Origin of the sequence: Aquabacterium sp. OR-4 (assembly GCF_025290835.2) — a bacterium.
GTDB lineage: Bacteria > Pseudomonadota > Gammaproteobacteria > Burkholderiales > Burkholderiaceae_C > Pseudaquabacterium.
Window position 1 is genome coordinate 2,446,455 of the sequence record NZ_JAOCQD020000001.1, and the last position, 16,643, is coordinate 2,463,097.

At 68.4% G+C, this 16,643-nt stretch carries 17 protein-coding genes; 6 read left to right on the forward strand and 11 right to left on the reverse strand.

Going from position 1 to position 16,643, the window contains the following annotated elements; translation table 11 throughout:
- Positions 1–22: 22 nt before the first annotated feature.
- The 7 genes from gltA to N4G63_RS10580 form a co-directional block, all read right to left on the reverse strand.
- Positions 23–1,336, reverse strand: a complete 1,314-nt coding sequence (gene gltA / locus N4G63_RS10550) for a citrate synthase (RefSeq protein ID WP_260788376.1) — start codon at positions 1,334–1,336, stop codon at positions 23–25.
- 25 nt (positions 1,337–1,361) lie between these two features.
- The gene (locus N4G63_RS10555) at positions 1,362–1,670 is read right to left on the reverse strand and encodes an FAD assembly factor SdhE (protein ID WP_260788377.1); all 309 of its coding nucleotides are present in this window, start codon (positions 1,668–1,670) and stop codon (positions 1,362–1,364) included.
- 67 nt (positions 1,671–1,737) lie between these two features.
- A complete protein-coding gene (locus N4G63_RS10560) occupies positions 1,738–2,439 on the reverse strand; it encodes a succinate dehydrogenase iron-sulfur subunit (RefSeq protein ID WP_260788378.1) in 702 nt (233 codons plus the stop codon).
- Between the two features lie 21 nt (positions 2,440–2,460).
- Positions 2,461–4,272 carry a succinate dehydrogenase flavoprotein subunit gene (gene sdhA, locus N4G63_RS10565; protein WP_260788379.1) on the reverse strand — a complete coding sequence of 604 codons (1,812 nt, stop codon included), beginning with the start codon at positions 4,270–4,272 and terminating at the stop codon, positions 2,461–2,463.
- A 30-nt stretch (positions 4,273–4,302) separates the two neighbouring features.
- Positions 4,303–4,665 (reverse strand): succinate dehydrogenase, hydrophobic membrane anchor protein, encoded by a 363-nt coding sequence (gene sdhD / locus N4G63_RS10570; protein WP_260788380.1) that lies wholly within the window; start codon positions 4,663–4,665, stop codon positions 4,303–4,305.
- A 35-nt stretch (positions 4,666–4,700) separates the two neighbouring features.
- Complete coding sequence (gene sdhC, locus N4G63_RS10575; RefSeq protein ID WP_260788381.1) at positions 4,701–5,138, reverse strand: succinate dehydrogenase, cytochrome b556 subunit; 438 nt, start codon at positions 5,136–5,138, stop codon at positions 4,701–4,703.
- 129 nt (positions 5,139–5,267) lie between these two features.
- Positions 5,268–6,074, reverse strand: coding sequence for a GntR family transcriptional regulator (locus N4G63_RS10580; RefSeq protein WP_260788382.1), 807 nt, complete (start codon positions 6,072–6,074; stop codon positions 5,268–5,270).
- A gap of 280 nt (positions 6,075–6,354) precedes the next feature.
- Here N4G63_RS10580 and N4G63_RS10585 point away from each other — a divergent pair, with 280 nt between their 5' ends.
- The 5 genes from N4G63_RS10585 (at position 6,355) to acnB (ending at position 12,613) form a co-directional block, all read left to right on the forward strand.
- Complete coding sequence (locus N4G63_RS10585; RefSeq protein WP_260788383.1) at positions 6,355–7,341, forward strand: malate dehydrogenase; 987 nt, start codon at positions 6,355–6,357, stop codon at positions 7,339–7,341.
- A gap of 174 nt (positions 7,342–7,515) precedes the next feature.
- Entirely contained in the window at positions 7,516–8,529 is a 1,014-nt protein-coding gene (locus tag N4G63_RS10590) for an HpcH/HpaI aldolase/citrate lyase family protein (RefSeq protein ID WP_314599653.1), read from the forward strand.
- A complete protein-coding gene (locus N4G63_RS10595) occupies positions 8,526–9,350 on the forward strand; it encodes a hypothetical protein (protein WP_314599654.1) in 825 nt (274 codons plus the stop codon). Before N4G63_RS10590 ends, N4G63_RS10595 begins: the two co-directional genes overlap by 4 nt.
- 219 nt (positions 9,351–9,569) lie before the next feature.
- Positions 9,570–9,704, forward strand: a complete 135-nt coding sequence (locus N4G63_RS10600; protein ID WP_260788385.1) for a hypothetical protein — start codon at positions 9,570–9,572, stop codon at positions 9,702–9,704.
- Positions 9,705–10,021: 317 nt separating this feature from the next.
- Positions 10,022–12,613, forward strand: coding sequence for a bifunctional aconitate hydratase 2/2-methylisocitrate dehydratase (gene acnB / locus N4G63_RS10605; RefSeq protein ID WP_260788386.1), 2,592 nt, complete (start codon positions 10,022–10,024; stop codon positions 12,611–12,613).
- Positions 12,614–13,077: 464 nt separating this feature from the next.
- On the opposite strand, the gene N4G63_RS10610 is transcribed toward acnB, so the two are convergent.
- The 4 genes from N4G63_RS10610 to N4G63_RS10625 all read right to left on the reverse strand — a co-directional run bounded on the left by N4G63_RS10610 (position 13,078) and on the right by N4G63_RS10625 (position 14,524).
- Complete coding sequence (locus N4G63_RS10610; RefSeq protein ID WP_260788387.1) at positions 13,078–13,545, reverse strand: hypothetical protein; 468 nt, start codon at positions 13,543–13,545, stop codon at positions 13,078–13,080.
- Between the two features lie 10 nt (positions 13,546–13,555).
- Positions 13,556–13,801: a hypothetical protein gene (locus N4G63_RS10615; protein WP_260788388.1), complete on the reverse strand. Its 246-nt coding sequence runs from the start codon at positions 13,799–13,801 to the stop codon at positions 13,556–13,558.
- Between the two features lie 215 nt (positions 13,802–14,016).
- On the reverse strand, positions 14,017–14,340 hold the full coding sequence (locus tag N4G63_RS10620; protein WP_260788389.1) for a Rieske 2Fe-2S domain-containing protein: 324 nt from the start codon (positions 14,338–14,340) through the stop codon (positions 14,017–14,019).
- A 16-nt stretch (positions 14,341–14,356) separates the two neighbouring features.
- The gene (locus tag N4G63_RS10625) at positions 14,357–14,524 is read right to left on the reverse strand and encodes a hypothetical protein (protein WP_260788390.1); all 168 of its coding nucleotides are present in this window, start codon (positions 14,522–14,524) and stop codon (positions 14,357–14,359) included.
- 111 nt (positions 14,525–14,635) lie between these two features.
- Between N4G63_RS10625 and N4G63_RS10630 the strand changes: the two genes are divergently transcribed.
- Positions 14,636–16,633, forward strand: a complete 1,998-nt coding sequence (locus tag N4G63_RS10630) for a bifunctional 2',3'-cyclic-nucleotide 2'-phosphodiesterase/3'-nucleotidase (RefSeq protein WP_314599655.1) — start codon at positions 14,636–14,638, stop codon at positions 16,631–16,633.
- Positions 16,634–16,643: the final 10 nt, after the last annotated feature.

The following is a 16,643-nucleotide window of genomic DNA, read 5'->3' on the forward strand; positions in this document are numbered from 1 at the left end:
CCGGCCGGCAGGCGGCTGAAGATCAGCTGCGGGCAGCCAGCGGCTTGACGTCGCGGCGCGGCGCGCCAACGAACAGCTGACGCGGACGGCCGATCTTGTACTCGGGGTCGGCGATCATCTCGTTGAGCTGGGCGATCCAGCCCACCGTGCGCGCCAGCGCAAACACGGCGGTGAACAGCTGCACCGGGATGCCGATGGCGCGCTGCACGATGCCGGAGTAGAAGTCGACGTTCGGGTAGAGCTTGCGCGCCACGAAGTAGTCGTCTTCCAGCGCGATCTTCTCGAGCGCCATCGCCAGCTTGAACAGCGGGTCGTTCTCGAGGCCCAGCTCGGTCAGCACTTCCTTGCAGGTTTCCTGCATCAGCTTGGCGCGCGGGTCGTAGTTCTTGTAGACGCGGTGACCGAAGCCCATCAGCTTGACGCCGGAGTTCTTGTCCTTCACCTGGCTCATGAACTCGCCGACCTTGGCCACGCCGCCCATCTTCTGGATGTCTTCCAGCATGTTCAGGCAGGCCTCGTTGGCACCACCGTGCGACGGGCCCCACAGGCAGGCCACGCCGGCGGCGATGGCGGCAAACGGGTTGGTGCCCGACGAGCCGCACAGGCGCACCGTGGAGGTGCTGGCGTTCTGCTCGTGGTCGGCGTGCAGGATGAAGATGCGGTCGAGCGCGCGCTCGATCACCGGGTTCACCTTGTAGTCCTCGCACGGCGTGCCAAACATCATGCGCATGAAGTTGCCGGCGTACGACAGCTCGTTGCGCGGGTACATGAAGGGCTGGCCGACGCTGTACTTGTAGGCCATGGCCACCAGCGTGGGCATCTTGGCGATCAGGCGGATGGCCGAGATCTCGCGGTGCTGCGGGTTATTGATGTCGGTGCTGTCGTGATAGAAGGCCGACAGCGCGCCGACCAGGCCGGTCAGCACGGCCATCGGGTGCGCATCACGACGGAAGCCGCGCAGGAAGAACTGCATCTGCTCGTTGACCATCGTGTGGTTGTTGACGAGCTTGTGGAAGTCTTTCTGCTGCACCGCATTGGGCAGATCGCCGTTGAGCAGCAGGTAGCAGGTGTCGAGGAAGTCGCACTGCACCGCCAGTTGCTCGATCGGGTAGCCGCGGTACAGCAGCTCGCCCTTGTCGCCATCGATGTAGGTGATGGTCGAGTTGCAGCTGGCCGTGCTGAGAAAGCCCGGGTCGTAGGTGAACTTGCCCGTCTGGCCGTAGAGCTTGCGGATGTCGATCACATCCGGACCGATGCTGCCCTTGTAGATGGGCAGATCCATGCTGGGGCTGCCGTCGGAGAAGGACAGCGTTGCTTTCACGTCGGAGGGGGTCATGGGCAATTCCCTTTGTGGTCAGTGTCTAGACGGTCGGAACAGGCGTAGCACGCAACATACCCAGCACCTCGCTCACCTCGGGGCGAGCGAGCTCACCCTCGGGCTCGCGACGGGCGAGCAACAGATCCAGCAGGTCGTTATCGGCCAATTCGGTCAGCGCCTGAAGGCCGTCGGCGTGGCGCACCGTGAGCGTGGCCTCGTGGCGCTGGAAAAACCGCTCGATGAACAGGTCGTTCTCGAGCAGGCCGCGGCGGCAGCGCCATTTGAGACGGCTGAGCTCGGTGCCGCCGATCAGGGCACTGCCGTTCTCGCCGTCTTGGGCTGGAGTGTTCATCGCCACGCTTGCTGGAGCCTGTCGGTGGGGTGTGGATGTGTTGCGGCAGGCGCTGGCTGGGCGGCGCTCAGACGGCGCGACGCACCATCAGTTCCTTGATCTTGCCGATGGCCTTGGTGGGGTTCAGACCCTTGGGGCAGACATCGACGCAGTTCATGATGGTGTGGCAGCGGAACAGGCGGTACGGGTCTTCGAGGTTGTCGAGGCGGCCGGCGGTGTCTTGGTCGCGGCTGTCGGCAATGAAGCGATAGGCCTGCAGCAGGCCGGCCGGGCCGACGAACTTGTCGGGGTTCCACCAGAAGCTGGGGCAGCTGGTCGAACAGCTCGCGCACAGGATGCACTCGTACAGGCCGTTCAGCTCGTCACGCTCCTCGGGCGACTGCAGGCGCTCCTTCTCGGGCGGCTGGGTGTCGTTGACCAGGTAGGGCTTGATCGAGTTGTACTGCTTGAAGAACTGCGTCATGTCCACGATCAGGTCGCGGATGACCGGCAGGCCCGGCAGCGGCTTGAGCACCACCACGCCCGGCAGGTCGCGCATGTTGGTCAGGCAGGCCAGGCCGTTCTTGCCGTTGATGTTCATGGCATCGGAGCCGCACACGCCTTCGCGGCAGCTGCGGCGGAAGCTCAGCGTCGGGTCCAGCGCCTTCAGCTTGAGCAGCGCGTCGAGCAGCATGCGCTCGTTGCCGTCCAGCTCGACCTCGAGGGTCTGCATGTAGGGCTTGGCGTCCTTGTCCGGGTCGTAGCGGTAGATCTGGAAGGTCTTCTTCATGATGGTTTCCTGCGACCTGGCTTAGAAAGTACGAACCTTCGGGGGCACCGAATCCACCGTCAGCGGCTGGAGGTTCACCGGCTTGTAGTCGAGGCGGTTGCCTTCGCTGAACCACAGGGTGTGCTTCATCCACTCCTTGTCGTTGCGGCCCAGCGGGAACTCGGCGTCGTCGGCGCCACGTTCGTAGTCCTTGACGGTGTGGGCGCCGCGGCACTCGTGGCGGGCGGCCGCACCTTCGATGGTGGCCTGTGCCGCCTCGATCAGGTTGGCCACTTCCAGCGCCTCGATGCGGGCGGTGTTGAAGACCTTGCTCTTGTCCTTGAGCGTGATGCCGTTGACGCGCTCGCGGATGGCTGCCACGGCGTGCGTGCCGGCGGTCATCAGCTCTTGCGTGCGGAACACCGCGGCGTGCTTCTGCATCGTTGCGCGCAGGTCGTTGGCCACGTCTTGCGCGTACTCGCCGCCGGTCGAGGCGTCGAGCTTGGCAATGCGCGCCAGCGAGTAATCAGCGGCGTCGGCCGGCAGATCCTTGTGGTTGCGCGGGGCCTTGGCCAGCGCATCGACGATGTGGTTGCCGGCGGCCTTGCCGAACACCAGCAGGTCGAGCAGCGAGTTGGTGCCCAGGCGGTTGGCGCCGTGCACGCTGACGCACGAGCACTCGCCCACCGCGTACAGGCCGTTGATCACGCTGTTGGGGTTGCCGTTCTTCGGCGCCACCACCTGGCCGTTGATGTTGGTGGGGATGCCACCCATCTGGTAGTGGATGGTCGGCACCACCGGGATCGGTTCCTTGGTGATGTCGACGTTGGCGAAGTTGTGGCCGATCTCGAACACGCTGGGCAGGCGCTTGAGAATGGTGTCGCCGCCCAGGTGGGTCATGTCGAGCACCACGTAGTCCTTGTTGGGACCGCAGCCGCGACCTTCCTTGATCTCCTGGTCCATGCAGCGCGAGACGAAGTCGCGCGGCGCCAGATCCTTCAGCGTGGGCGCATAGCGCTCCATGAAGCGCTCGCCATTGCAGTTGCGCAGGATCGCGCCCTCACCGCGGCAGCCTTCGGTGAGCAGCACGCCCGCACCGGCCACGCCGGTGGGGTGGAACTGCCAGAACTCCATGTCTTCGAGCGGGATGCCGGCGCGCGCCGCCATGCCCAGGCCGTCGCCGGTGTTGATGAAGGCGTTGGTGCTGGCGGCATAGATGCGGCCGGCGCCACCGGTGGCGAACAGCGTGACCTTGCCTTCGAGGATGAAGACATCGCCGGTCTCCATCTCGAGCGCGGTGACGCCCAGCACATCGCCCGAGGCGTCGCGGATGATGTCGAGCGCCATCCATTCCACAAAGAACTGCGTGCGCGCCTTCACGTTCTGCTGGTACAGCGTGTGCAGCATGGCGTGGCCGGTGCGGTCGGCCGCGGCGCAGGCGCGCTGCACCGGCTTTTCACCGTAGTTGGCGGTGTGGCCGCCGAACGGACGCTGGTAGATCGTGCCGTCGGGGTTGCGGTCGAAGGGCATGCCGAAGTGCTCGAGCTCGTACACCACCTTCGGCGCCTCGCGGCACATGAACTCGATGGCGTCCTGGTCGCCCAGCCAGTCCGAGCCCTTGACCGTGTCGTAGAAGTGGTAGTGCCAGTTGTCCTCGGCCATGTTGCCGAGCGAAGCACCGATGCCGCCCTGCGCCGCCACCGTGTGGCTGCGGGTGGGGAACACCTTGGAGAGCACCGCCACGTTCAGACCGGCACGGGCCAGCTGCAGCGAGGCGCGCATGCCGGAACCGCCGGCACCGACGATCACCACGTCGAACTTGCGGCGGGCGACGGAAGACTTGATGTTGGCCATTTTGTTTGTCGTCTTTGTTTCAGTCGCCGGTCACAGGCGCCACAGCACCTGCACCGCCCAGCCGGCACAGCCGACCAGCCACGCGATGGTGGCCACCTGCAGCGTCAGGCGCATGCCCACCGGCTTCACGTAGTCCATCCACACGTCGCGCACGCCCACCCAGGCATGCCACGAGAAGGCCACCACCACGACGAAGGTGAACACCTTCATCCACTGCTGGGCGAAGATGCCCGACCAGGCGTCGTAGCCCAGCGGGCCGCCGAAGATCACCTGCAGCAGCAGCAGCACCGCGTAGAGCACCACGATCACCGCGGTGGCGCGCTGGCTGAGCCAGTCGCGCAGGCCATAGTGCGCGCCAACGACCACGCGCTTCGAACCGTAATTGACAGCCATGGGTTCCAGTCCTTGTTGTTGTCAGCGAGCCGCGCTCAGAACAGGCCGAACAGCTTGGCGCCCAGCAGCGCGGTAAGCACCAGGCTGGCGGCAAACACCACCACCGCCGAGCTGTGGCCCTGCTCCTTGGTCACGCTGTGGGTGGCGTCCATCCACAGGTGGCGCACACCGGCGAAGGCGTGGTGCAGGAAGCTCCAGATCAGCGCCAGCACCGCCAGCTTGACGATCAGCGCCGGCACGAAGCCGATGCCGGCGACAAAGGCGCTGGTGTAGGCGTCGTACGAGATTTCGGAGCTGACGCTCTTGTCGAACAGCCAGATCACGAACGGCAGCAGGCCGAACATGATCAGGCCGCTGGCGCGGTGCAGGATGGACAGCTTGGCCGCCAAAGGCAGCCGGTACTGCAGCGCCTCGATCAGCTTCATGTTCTCGCCCGGTCTTGAAACGGGCCGGGTCTTGATGCTCTCTGCCATGTTTGGATGCCTCGACGTAATCCGGGTGAAACCCTTGGAGTTTATTGCAACGCAGCAGGCTTACCGCAGGCTTGTACAAAGCCCGACACGCCGGCCACGCTGACTTGGATGGGCAGACCGCGCCCGCTCTCAGCTGAGCTCATTGCGATAGAAATGCCCGCTGGTGTTGTAGAGGCCGCGGCGCAGCTCGACCGGCTTGTCGTCATAGGTGAACGACAGGCGCTCGACGCTCAGCAGCGGCGTGCCGGCGGGCACGGCCAGCAGCTCGGCGTCGGCCGCATCGGCCGGCAGCGCGCGGATGCGCTCCTCGGCACGGATCATGCGCACGCCGAACTCGGTCTCGAACATGCCGTACATCGGGCCCTTGTAGTCGGCCAGGCGCTCGGCCGTGAGGCCCTTGAACAGCACGCCAGGCAGCCAGATCTCGTCGAGCACCACCGGGCGCTCGCCGGCGGGCTGCACGGTCTTGTCGGGCGCCAGCAGCAGGCGGCGCAGCTGCACCACGGCATCGCCGCTCTTGATCGCCAGCGCGCGGGCCACGTCGGCCGGGGCGCGGGCGCGCCGGCAGTCCAGCAGGCGCCGCGCCAGGCGCTGGTCGCTGCCGTCGTCGGGCATCAGGCGCAGAAAGCGGTACTGGATGTGCTGCTCGGCATGCGTGGCCACGAAGGTGCCCTTGCCCTGGCGGCGCACCAGCAGGTTCTCGGCCGCCAGCTCGTCGATGGCCTTGCGCACCGTGCCCTGGCTGACCTTGTAGCGCGCGGCCAGCTCCAGCTCACTGGGAATGGCCTCGGCCGGCTTCCAGGTGCCGGCCTGCAACTCGCGGGTCAGCAGCGCCTTGATCTGCTGGTACAGCGGCGCGAAGGCCGGCCCGGCCGGGCCGGACTCGCCGGCCTCGGCAGCGGCGGCGGCATGTGGCAGGGCAGGCAACGCAGGCATGTATCGGATTGCAGCACAGACCGCCGCCAGCCGTCCATCGAATGCTGACAGATGTCTTATATAAGACATGAGACCTTTGACATCCTCCGTGGCAACCCCTAGACTCGCCTACACTTCGTGTCGACCTGCCTGGCAGCGCGCCGTCAGCCGTATCGGCCGCGCGCCCGGCGCCAGTGCCAAGAGGCATGGGCGCCGCCGGGACACCGGTCGCAGGCACCGGCCGCACGCCGGTACAAGACGGTTACATCAACCTCTCCCTGATCCCTTCCTGGAGCCCACCATGAGCAAGAAGCCCGTTCGCGTCGCCGTCACTGGCGCCGCCGGCCAGATCGGTTACGCCCTGCTGTTCCGCATTGCCTCGGGCGAAATGCTCGGCAAGGACCAGCCGGTGATCCTGCAGCTGCTGGAGATCGCCGACGAGAAGGCCCAGAACGCGCTGAAGGGCGTGATCATGGAGCTGGAAGACTGCGCGTTCCCGCTGCTGGCCGGCATCGAGGCCCACAGCGACCCGATGACCGCCTTCAAGGACACCGACTACGCCCTGCTGGTGGGTGCCCGTCCGCGCGGCCCCGGCATGGAGCGCGCCGACCTGCTGGCCGCCAACGCCCAGATCTTCACCGCCCAGGGCAAGGCCCTGGACAAGGTGGCCTCGCGCAACGTGCGCGTGCTGGTGGTGGGCAACCCGGCCAACACCAACGCCTACATCGCGATGAAGTCGGCCCCCAGCCTGCCGGCCAAGAACTTCACCGCCATGCTGCGCCTGGACCACAACCGCGCCGCCAGCCAGATTGCCGCCAAGATGGGCATCGCCGTGGGCGACATCGAGAAGCTGGCCGTGTGGGGCAACCACTCGCCCACCATGTACGCCGACTACCGCTTTGCCACCGTCAACGGCAAGAGCGTCAAGGACGCCATCAACGACCACGACTGGAACGCCAACACCTTCCTGCCCACGGTGGGCAAGCGCGGTGCGGCCATCATCGCCGCGCGCGGCCTGTCGTCGGCCGCCTCGGCCGCCAACGCCGCCATCGACCACATGCGCGACTGGGCGCTGGGCACCAACGGCAAGTGGGTGACCATGGGCATCCCGTCCAAGGGCGAGTACGGCATCCCCGCCGAGGTGATGTTCGGCTACCCGGTCACCTGCGAAGGTGGCGAGTACAAGATCGTCGAAGGCCTGCCGATCGACGCCTTCTCGCAAGAGTGCATCAACAAGACCCTGGCCGAGCTGCAGGGCGAGCAGGACGGCGTCAAGCACCTGCTGTAAAGCCGCAGACCCCGGGCGCCTGGCGCCCACCCCCGAGGGGTCAGCAAAGCCGGACTGGGCAACCCAGATCCGGCTTTGTCGTTTCTGCCTCCCCGCGCACCCCTGGCCGCCGTGCCGCCTGCTTTCTGCCGGGGGCTGGTCTGGTGCTTTGCACGGGGCAGAGATACTTGCACCATGACCCCATCCCTGCTGCCCCAACAGGCCCTCGTCGACGACGGTGACGCGGCGCCCGACATCCCGGTGTGTGACCACTATTGCGGCACCGAGCCGCGCATGCGCAAGGCGCTGGCGCTGCAGGCCGAGCTGGGCCCGGTGTTCGACATCACGCTCGATTGCGAAGATGGCGCACCGGTGGGCGCCGAGGCCGCGCATGCGCAGCTGTGCGCCGAGCTGGCGCTGTCGGCCGACAACCGCTTCGGCCGCGTGGGTGTGCGGGTGCATCCGGTCGACCATGCCAGCTTCGAGGCCGATCTCGACACGCTGATCGGCCGCGCCGGTGACCGCCTGGCCTTTGTGATGGTGCCCAAGCCACGCCACCTGGCCGATGCGCAGCAGGCCATGGCCCTGATCGAGCAGACCGCGCGCCGCCACGGCCGCGGCCAGGCCCTGCCGGTGCACATGCTGGTCGAGACCCACGGCGCGCTGCGCGATGTGCAGGCCATCGCCCAGCTGCCGCGCATCCAGAGCCTGTCGTTCGGGCTGATGGACTTCGTCTCGGCGCACCGCGGCGCGATTCCGCACACCGCCATGGGCGTGCAGGGCCAGTTCACGCACCCGCTGGTGGTGCGCGCCAAGCTCGAGATCGCCGCCGCCTGCCATGCCGCGGCCAAGGTGCCCTCGCACTGCGTGGTCACCGAGTTCAAGGACGCCCAGGCGCTGGCCGCGGCCGCCACCCGCGCCGCGCGCGAGTTCGGCTACACGCGCATGTGGAGCATCCACCCCGACCAGATCCGCGTCATCGTCGACGCCTTCTCGCCCAGCACGGCCGAGGTCGACCAGGCGCTCGAGATCCTGCTGGCCGCGCAGGCGGCGCAATGGGCGCCGATCCGCCACCGCCATGCCGGCCAGGACCAGCTGCACGACCGCGCCAGCTACCGCTACTTCTGGCAGGTGCTGCTGCGCGCGCGCCGCACCGGCCAGCCCTTGCCGGCCGAAGCGGCGCTGGCCCTGTTCGGGCAGGCCGCATGAGCGGCCCGTCGATCCGCGGCCAGCGCGCCGCCCTGGCCGCCCTGGCCGCCCTGGCGAGCTTCGCCAGTCTCGCGAGCCTGGCCACGGCCACCGCCTTGGCCTGGCCCGCCCCGGCCCTGGCGCAGACCAAGACGCCCGCTGCGACCAAAGCCCAGGCCACCCGACCGGCGGCCACCAAGGCCGGCCCGGCGCGGCCGGCCAGCGGCAAGGCCACCGCGGCCAAGCCCGCGGCCGTGGCCGCCGCGGCAGCGGCACCGGTGCTCAGCGCCGGCGAGCTTGACGTGGTGGACCGCGTGCTCACCGGGGTGGCCGACTGCGAGTTCAAGCAGCAGATCAGCGTCTTGGCGGTGCCGGGCCAGCACGGCCTGTTCGAGATCCGCCATCTGAAGCAGCGCTACCGCATGAGCCCGCGCGAAACCGCCACCGGCGCGGTGCGGCTGGAAGACCCGCACAACGGCATGCTGTGGATCCAGATCCCGAGCAAGTCGATGCTGATGGACAGCCGCCGCGGCCAGCGCGTGGTTGACCACTGCCTGCACGCCGAGCAGCGCGCCGCACTCACCGCGGTGCAGCAGGCAGGCACCCATCTGGGCATTGCGCCGGCGCCGGCCACCGCTGCGGCCACCAACGCGGCCACCAACGCGACCACCAACGCCGCCACCAACGCGGCCTCTGCGCCGGCAGCACAAGCGTCGGCACCGGCCCCCATGCCCGCAGCGGCAGCAGCGGATGCCCGTGCTGGCGCCCCCAACCCGGCCAGCTCGGCCAGCCCGGCCACGCCAGCACCGGCGCCAACGGCCCCCGCCACGCACCAGCCGTGACCCGCATCACGCCCGGCACGGCCCGGGCGCGTTGCGGCACTCAAGCCCGCCTGCCCCGCGCCGAGAAACCGTAGCGCTGCCCTGGCCTGTGCCGGGGCTGGCACAAGGCCCGCGGCGTTCAGGGGTCTTGCCGGGCATTCCCGCGCGGGCTGGCAGCCTGCGACGGGCTTTCGTATGCTGCTGCGCAGCATTGACCTTCATCAACCCGAAGCTTTCACCATGACGATCGTGTTTCTGGCCCTCGTGCCGCTTGTGTTTGCCGCTGGCAGCCTGACCTGGCTGATGACCATGGGTGCCAAGGTGCAGGCCGAATCCGACGCCTGGGCCGCGCAGTGGATGCGCGACAACGCCTGAGCGTTCCGGCGCGCGGCACCACGGCCTGAGCGCCACCGCGCCAGGCGCCCGGCACGCCGCGGCAGCCCGCCCCCACCGGCGGGCTTTTTTTTGCCCGCGCACGCACGCCATGGGCTTGTCAGCCCGGCGTGCGGGCGCTGCGTCAGAATGTCCTGTTCCCGTGCAGTCCGCTGTGGATTCCGCTTGGCAAGTCTTATATAAGACATAAAATATCGGACAAACCCGAACGCCCGGCATGGCCAGCCCCGGCCGTGCCGGCGGGCAAACCCGCCGCCCGCCTCTCCCGTCGTCGAAACCCTCTCACAGGAGCCCTCGAGATGCTGCAAGCCTACCGCCAACACGTGGCCGAACGTGCCACCCTCGGCATCCCCCCGCTGCCGCTGACCGCAGCCCAAGTTTCCGAGCTGATCGAGCTGATCAAGGCGCCGCCCGCGGGCGAAGACGCCTTTTTGCTGGATCTGCTGACCCACCGCGTGCCGCCGGGCGTGGATGACGCGGCCAAGGTCAAGGCCAGCTTCCTGGCCGCCGTGGCGCACGGCGAGCTGAAGGTGGGCCTGGTCTCCAAGGCCAAGGCCACCGAGCTGCTGGGCACCATGGTGGGCGGCTACAACGTGCACCCGCTGATCGAGCTGCTCGACGATGCCGAGGTGGCTGGCGTGGCCGCTGCCGCGCTGAAGAAGACGCTGCTGATGTTCGACTTCTTCAACGACGTTGCCGCCAAGGCCAAGGCGGGCAACGCCCACGCCAAGGACGTGATGCAGAGCTGGGCCGATGGCGAGTGGTTCACCTCGCGCCCCGAGGTGCCCAAGAGCATCACCGTCACCGTGTTCAAGGTGCCCGGCGAGACCAACACCGACGACCTGAGCCCGGCGCCCGACGCCTGGAGCCGCCCCGACATCCCGCTGCACTACCTGGCGATGCTGAAGAACACGCGCACCGACGCGGCCTTCAAGCCCGAGGAAGATGGCAAGCGCGGCCCGATGCAGTTCATCGAGGACCTGAAGAAGAAGGGCCACCTGGTGGCCTACGTGGGCGACGTGGTGGGCACCGGCTCCAGCCGCAAGAGCGCCACCAACTCGGTGATCTGGGCCACCGGCCAGGACATCCCCTTCGTGCCGAACAAGCGCTTCGGCGGCGTCACGCTGGGCGGCAAGATCGCCCCGATCTTCTTCAACACGCAAGAGGATTCGGGCTCGCTGCCGATCGAGGTGGACGTGTCCAAGCTCGAGATGGGCGACGTGATCGACGTGCTGCCCTACGACGGCAAGATCACCAAAGACGGCCAGACGGTGGTCGAGTTCAAGCTCAAGAGCGACGTGCTCTTTGACGAAGTGCGCGCCGGCGGCCGCATCAACCTGATCATCGGCCGCTCGCTCACCGCCAAGGCACGCGAGTTCCTGGGCCTGGGCGCGAGCACCCTGTTCCGCCTGCCGGCCGCCCCGGTGGCCACGCAGGCCGGCTTCACGCTGGCGCAAAAGATGGTGGGCCGCGCCGTGGGTCTGCCCGAGGGCCAGGGCGTGCGCCCGGGCACCTACTGCGAGCCGCGCATGACCACCGTGGGCAGCCAGGACACCACCGGCCCCATGACCCGCGACGAGCTGAAGGACCTGGCCTGCCTGGGCTTCAGCGCGGACCTGGTGATGCAGAGCTTCTGCCACACCGCGGCCTACCCCAAGCCGGTGGACGCCAAGATGCACCGCGAGCTGCCGCCCTTCATCAGCAGCCGCGGCGGCGTGGCCCTGCGCCCGGGCGACGGCGTGATCCACAGCTGGCTCAACCGCCTGCTGCTGCCCGACACCGTGGGCACCGGCGGCGACAGCCACACCCGCTTCCCCATCGGCATCAGCTTCCCGGCCGGCTCGGGCCTGGTGGCCTTTGGCGCGGCCACCGGCGTGATGCCGCTGGACATGCCCGAATCGGTGCTGGTGCGCTTCAAGGGCAGCATGCAGCCTGGCGTGACCCTGCGTGACCTGGTGCATGCCATCCCGATGTACGCCCTCAAGGCCGGCCTGCTCACCGTGGCCAAGGCCGGCAAGAAGAACGTGTTCTCGGGCCGCATCCTCGAGATCGAAGGCCTGCCCGACCTGAAGGTGGAGCAAGCCTTCGAGCTGAGCGACGCCTCGGCCGAGCGCAGCGCCGCCGGCTGCACCATCCAGCTCAACAAGGAGCCGGTGGCCGAGTACCTCAAGAGCAACATCGTTCTGATGAAGAACATGATTGCCGACGGCTACGCCGACGCCAAGACCCTGGCCCGCCGCATCGAGAAGGTCGAGGCCTGGCTGGCCAGCCCCAACCTGCTGGCCGCCGACGCCAACGCCGAGTACGCCGCGGTGATCGAGATCGACCTGGCCGAGATCACCGAGCCGATCGTCTGCTGTCCGAACGACCCGGACGATGCCAAGTCCCTCAGCGAAGTGGCCGGCACCAAGATCGACGAGGCCTTCATCGGCAGCTGCATGACCAACATCGGCCACTTCCGCGCAGCGGCCACGGTGCTGGGCGGCGCGCGCGACATCCCGGTGAAGCTGTGGATCGCCCCGCCGACCAAGATGGACGCGGCCGAGCTGATGAAGGAAGGCCACTACGCCAACTTCGGCACCGCCGGTGCGCGCACCGAGATGCCCGGCTGCAGCCTGTGCATGGGCAACCAGGCCCAGGTGAAGGAAGGCGCGACCGTCATCTCGACGTCGACCCGCAACTTCCCGAACCGCCTGGGCAAGAACACCAACGTGTTCCTGGGCTCGGCCGAGCTGGCCGCCGTGGCCTCCAAGCTGGGCAAGCTGCCCAGCAAGGACGAGTACCTGGCCGCCACCGGCGTGATCACCGCCAAGGCCGACCAGATCTACAAGTACATGAACTTCGACCAGATCGGCGAGTACGCGGATGTGGCCAAGGGCGTGACGGCCTGACAGCCCGGCTGAGCGGCATGCTCAGCCCCCCCCCAGCACAACGGCCCGCCGGGGAAACCCGGCGGGCCGTTTGTCTGCATGAGATCGCCAGCGCCTGGCCGGCGTCGCCCAGCGCAGCCAAGGCACAAAACCGCGCCTCAGTGCCATGCGCGGCCAGTGCCTGGGCGCTGCGCTTCTTGATCAGTCTGTTCAGGCTGAGGCCGAAGCTGCCCACATCGCCTCACGACACGTCAAGCCGAAAGCCGCCGCCGGTGTGCTGGCGGCGGCGGCCGCTGCCGCGGCAAAGGCCTTGCGCAAAGGCCTGTACGGCCTGGGTATCGGGCGGCACCCAGGGCTGGCCATCGGTGCGATGGCGCTCGTGGCGCCATGCTGCGGACTGGGCGGCCAAGCTGCTGTGGCACTGCTGTGGCCCTGCTGTGGCCCTGCGGCGGGCCGGGCCGGCGCCCGTGCCGCGCGAGAACGTGTCAGCCGTGGCGGCCGTTGCCGCCGATGATCAGGTTGAACACCTCGCGCAGCAGCCCCAGCTCCACCGGCGCGGCGCCACGCAGTTGCGGCAGGGGCTTGAAGATCGCGCCCGCCGCTTCCAGCAAGGGCTTGGGCGCGTCCTGTGTGGTGAAACGCAGCAGGTGCACACGCACCATGCTGCCATCGGCCGCGCGCACCGATTCAATGAACTTGGGGCTGACCACCACGTCGTCATCGAGCAGGCCCAGCTGCGCCATCGCGGCCTGGCGCACGGCCTCGGCATCGTTGGGCAGATCCCCCTCGGCCGGTGCGGCGCCCTCGGGCAGCGGGCCGGGCCACAGCAGGCTGCCGCCTGGCCAGTGTGCAAACACCAAGGCGGTGCTGTAGCTGTCGAAGTGACACAGGATGGCGCGGTTGCGCAGCAGCAGGTCGGTGGCGGGGGCCGTGGTGGTGGTGGTGAGGGACATGGCGCGCCTTTCAGAAGCCCTGGTCCTTGCGGCCCCAGGGCGTGCTGCCCGGCACCAGCAGGCCCTTGATGCCGGCCTTCTGGATGGCCGCCAGGTCTTTGTAGAACGTGGCCTCGTGCATCAGCGCGCCCCGCGGGCCCAGGATGCCCACGTACTTGGCCACCACATCGACCTCACACACATAGCCGCCACCGCAATCGGTGGTGCTGCGCACATTGCCGTCCCAGTCGATGAAGAAGCCTTCGGGGGTACTCACGGTGTCACTCCTGCCGGTTGGGCCGGGCGCCAAGCTGGTCGCGCGGCCATGCCGTCATTGGAGCAGCAAGGCCTTTTCCGACAGGATTGCTCGCCGGCTGCCGGCCTGCCCCGCACCCAGCACCCTTACCTTGAGCGTTATCAGCTATCGCCCGCACCGGCCGAAGCGCCGTGGGTTCTGGCGTGCCGAGCCCGAGGCCAGGGCCGGCGGCGCGCTCAGCCACGCGCGTCCAGATCCACTTCCACCAGGCCGTCGGCGGTGAGGCGCAACGGGTATTCGTCGAGCGCGCAGCCCTCGGGCCGCAGGCCCTGGCCGTTGCGGCCGTCAAACACCCAGCCGTGCACCGTGCACACCAGCGTGCGGCCGTTGAACTGCGAGTTGTTCACCAGCGATTGCTGCTCGTGCGGGCACACGCCGGCAAAGGCGCGCGGCTGGCCGCCATCGGGCCACACCACCAGCAGCTCCTGGCCCGCCAGCATGAAGGGCACCGATTCGCCTTCACCCAGGTAGCGCTGCTTGCACAGGGTCTGAAACGCCATGGTCATGCTCCTTGCATCAGTCGGGGGTCATGTCGGGCCGCAGCAGCACCTCGGCGGGCTGGCCCGGCGTGCCGGGCAGCAGATCCACGCCGCCCAGCGGCGACAGTCCGCCGTCTTCTTCCAGCAGCACCGGCGCCATGGGCGGCATGGCCGAGAGCAGGTGGATCAGTTGCTGCACTGTCATGAATCCTCCAGGCCGGGGCGCTGCCACGGGCCGATGCAAGGGCCGCGCCAGCCTGGCCGGCTGCTACGCTCGGTGGCTTCGGCCGCCTTGCCGCCTCTTGCCTGTTGTTCGATGACCGCTGCATCCCGCCCCACCCACCGATCACGCGCCGCCGCCCCGGCGCGGGGCCACCGCCTGGCCACCCGGCGTGCACTGGCCGCACTGGCCACGCTGGCCGGCCTGGTGAGCGCCCTGCCCGCCGCCGCCGCCGAACTGAAGCTGCGCCTGCTGGAAACCACCGACCTGCACATGAACCTGCTGGCCTGGGACTACTACCAGGACAAGCCCACCGACGAATACGGCCTGGCACGCACCGCCACGCTGATCAAGGCCGCACGCGCCGAGGCCCGCAACAGCCTGCTGTTCGACAACGGCGACCTGCTGCAGGGCTCGCCGCTGGGCGACTACGTGGCGCGCGTCAAGCCGCTGGCCGCCGGCGCGGTGCACCCGGCCTACAAGGTGCTCAACGCGCTGGGCGTGGACGCCGCCAACATCGGCAACCACGAGTTCAACTTCGGCCTGCCCTTCTTGCGCCAGGCCATCGCCGGCGCGGCGTTTCCGTATGTCAGCGCCAATGTCACGCTCGACGATGGCGACGGCAACCCGGCCAATGACAAGCCCGCCTTCACGCCCTATGTGCTGCTGGAGCGCAGCCTCACCGACGAGACCGGCGCCAAGCGCACGCTCAAGGTCGGCGTGATCGGTTTCGTGCCGCCGCAGATCATGACCTGGGACCGCGCCCAGCTCACCGGCCAGCTCACGGTGCAGGACATCCAGGAAACCGCGCGCCGCTATGTGCCCGAGATGCGCGCCAAGGGTGCCGACCTCGTGGTGGCCATTCCGCACTCGGGCTTCGAGCGTGGCGAGACGCCGCGATTTGCCGAGAACTCGGTGGCCCGCTTGTCCGAGATCGCCGGCATCGACGCCATCCTGTTCGGCCATTCGCATGGCGAGTTCCCCAGCCGTTTCTTCGCCAACCACGCGAAGGTGGATCTGGCCCGCGGCACGATCAACGGCGTGCCGGCGGTGATGCCCGGCCGCTGGGGCGATCACCTGGGCGTGATCGACCTGGTGCTCGACGACAGCTCGGGCGCCTGGAAGATCAAGGACAGCCGCGCCGAGATCCGCGCCATCCGCGACCGTGCCACGCGCAAGCCGCTGGTCGAGGCCGATCCGATGGTGGCGCAGCTGGTGGCCGCCGAGCACGAGGCCACGCTGCGTTATGTGCGCGGCGAGGTGGCGCGCAGCACGGCGCCGATCACCAGCTTTTTTGCCCAGGTGGCCGACGACCCCTCGGTGCAGCTGGTGAACAACGCGCAGATCGCCTACGCGAAGCGCGCGCTGGCCGGCACCGAACACGAAGGCCTGCCCATCGTCTCGGCCGCCGCGCCCTTCAAGTCGGGCGGCCGCATGGGCTGGAGCTACTACACCGAGATCCCGGCCGGCACGCTGTCGATCCGCCACATCGCCGATCTCTACATCTACCCCAACACCATCAAGGCGGTCAGGCTCAGCGGCGCCCAGGTGCGTGAATGGCTGGAGATGTCGGCCGGTGCCTTTCGCCGCATCGATGCCGCCGGCCCGGCCGAACAGGCGCTGATCGACGAACGCTTCGTGCCCTACAACTTCGACATGATCGACGGCCTGAGCTACCGCATCGATGTCACCCAGCCTGCGCGTTATGACCTGGCCGGCAAGCTGGTGGCGCCCGAGGCGCGGCGCATCGTCGACCTGCGCCACCAGGGCCAGCCGGTGAAGGACGATGCGCCCTTCATCGTGGTGACCAACAACTACCGCGCCGCCGGCGGCGGCAGCTTTCCGGGCCTGGACGGTCGCCAGATCGTGATGGACAGCGCCGACGAGAACCGCGAGGCCGTGGCCCAGTACCTGCGCTCTGCCGGCACGCTGGACCCCAGCGCCGACGGCAACTGGCGCATCCAGCCGGTGCCGGGCGTCAAGCTGCGCTTCAGCTCCAGCGCCGCCGCCATCGCCCAGCTGCCGCGCACGCCGCAGGTGCGCCTGGTCAAGGACAACGGCGACGGCTCGGCGCTGTTCGAGCTGGCGAACTGAACGCCGCGGC

What these genes read in the sequence shown, in the direction of transcription:
- N4G63_RS10595 (WP_314599654.1), top strand. Translation starts at nt 8,526, where the DNA reads ATGAGCGGCCCGTCGATCCGCGGCCAGCGCGCCGCCCTGGCCGCCCTG.
- sdhC (WP_260788381.1), bottom strand. Translation starts at nt 5,138, where the DNA reads ATGGCAGAGAGCATCAAGACCCGGCCCGTTTCAAGACCGGGCGAGAAC.
- N4G63_RS10625 (WP_260788390.1), bottom strand. Translation starts at nt 14,524, where the DNA reads ATGACAGTGCAGCAACTGATCCACCTGCTCTCGGCCATGCCGCCCATG.
- acnB (WP_260788386.1), top strand. Translation starts at nt 10,022, where the DNA reads ATGCTGCAAGCCTACCGCCAACACGTGGCCGAACGTGCCACCCTCGGC.
- sdhD (WP_260788380.1), bottom strand. Translation starts at nt 4,665, where the DNA reads ATGGCTGTCAATTACGGTTCGAAGCGCGTGGTCGTTGGCGCGCACTAT.
- N4G63_RS10600 (WP_260788385.1), top strand. Translation starts at nt 9,570, where the DNA reads ATGACGATCGTGTTTCTGGCCCTCGTGCCGCTTGTGTTTGCCGCTGGC.
- N4G63_RS10555 (WP_260788377.1), bottom strand. Translation starts at nt 1,670, where the DNA reads ATGAACACTCCAGCCCAAGACGGCGAGAACGGCAGTGCCCTGATCGGC.
- sdhA (WP_260788379.1), bottom strand. Translation starts at nt 4,272, where the DNA reads ATGGCCAACATCAAGTCTTCCGTCGCCCGCCGCAAGTTCGACGTGGTG.
- N4G63_RS10580 (WP_260788382.1), bottom strand. Translation starts at nt 6,074, where the DNA reads ATGCCTGCGTTGCCTGCCCTGCCACATGCCGCCGCCGCTGCCGAGGCC.
- N4G63_RS10620 (WP_260788389.1), bottom strand. Translation starts at nt 14,340, where the DNA reads ATGGCGTTTCAGACCCTGTGCAAGCAGCGCTACCTGGGTGAAGGCGAA.
- N4G63_RS10585 (WP_260788383.1), top strand. Translation starts at nt 6,355, where the DNA reads ATGAGCAAGAAGCCCGTTCGCGTCGCCGTCACTGGCGCCGCCGGCCAG.
- N4G63_RS10590 (WP_314599653.1), top strand. Translation starts at nt 7,516, where the DNA reads ATGACCCCATCCCTGCTGCCCCAACAGGCCCTCGTCGACGACGGTGAC.
- N4G63_RS10630 (WP_314599655.1), top strand. Translation starts at nt 14,636, where the DNA reads ATGACCGCTGCATCCCGCCCCACCCACCGATCACGCGCCGCCGCCCCG.
- N4G63_RS10610 (WP_260788387.1), bottom strand. Translation starts at nt 13,545, where the DNA reads ATGTCCCTCACCACCACCACCACGGCCCCCGCCACCGACCTGCTGCTG.
- gltA (WP_260788376.1), bottom strand. Translation starts at nt 1,336, where the DNA reads ATGACCCCCTCCGACGTGAAAGCAACGCTGTCCTTCTCCGACGGCAGC.
- N4G63_RS10560 (WP_260788378.1), bottom strand. Translation starts at nt 2,439, where the DNA reads ATGAAGAAGACCTTCCAGATCTACCGCTACGACCCGGACAAGGACGCC.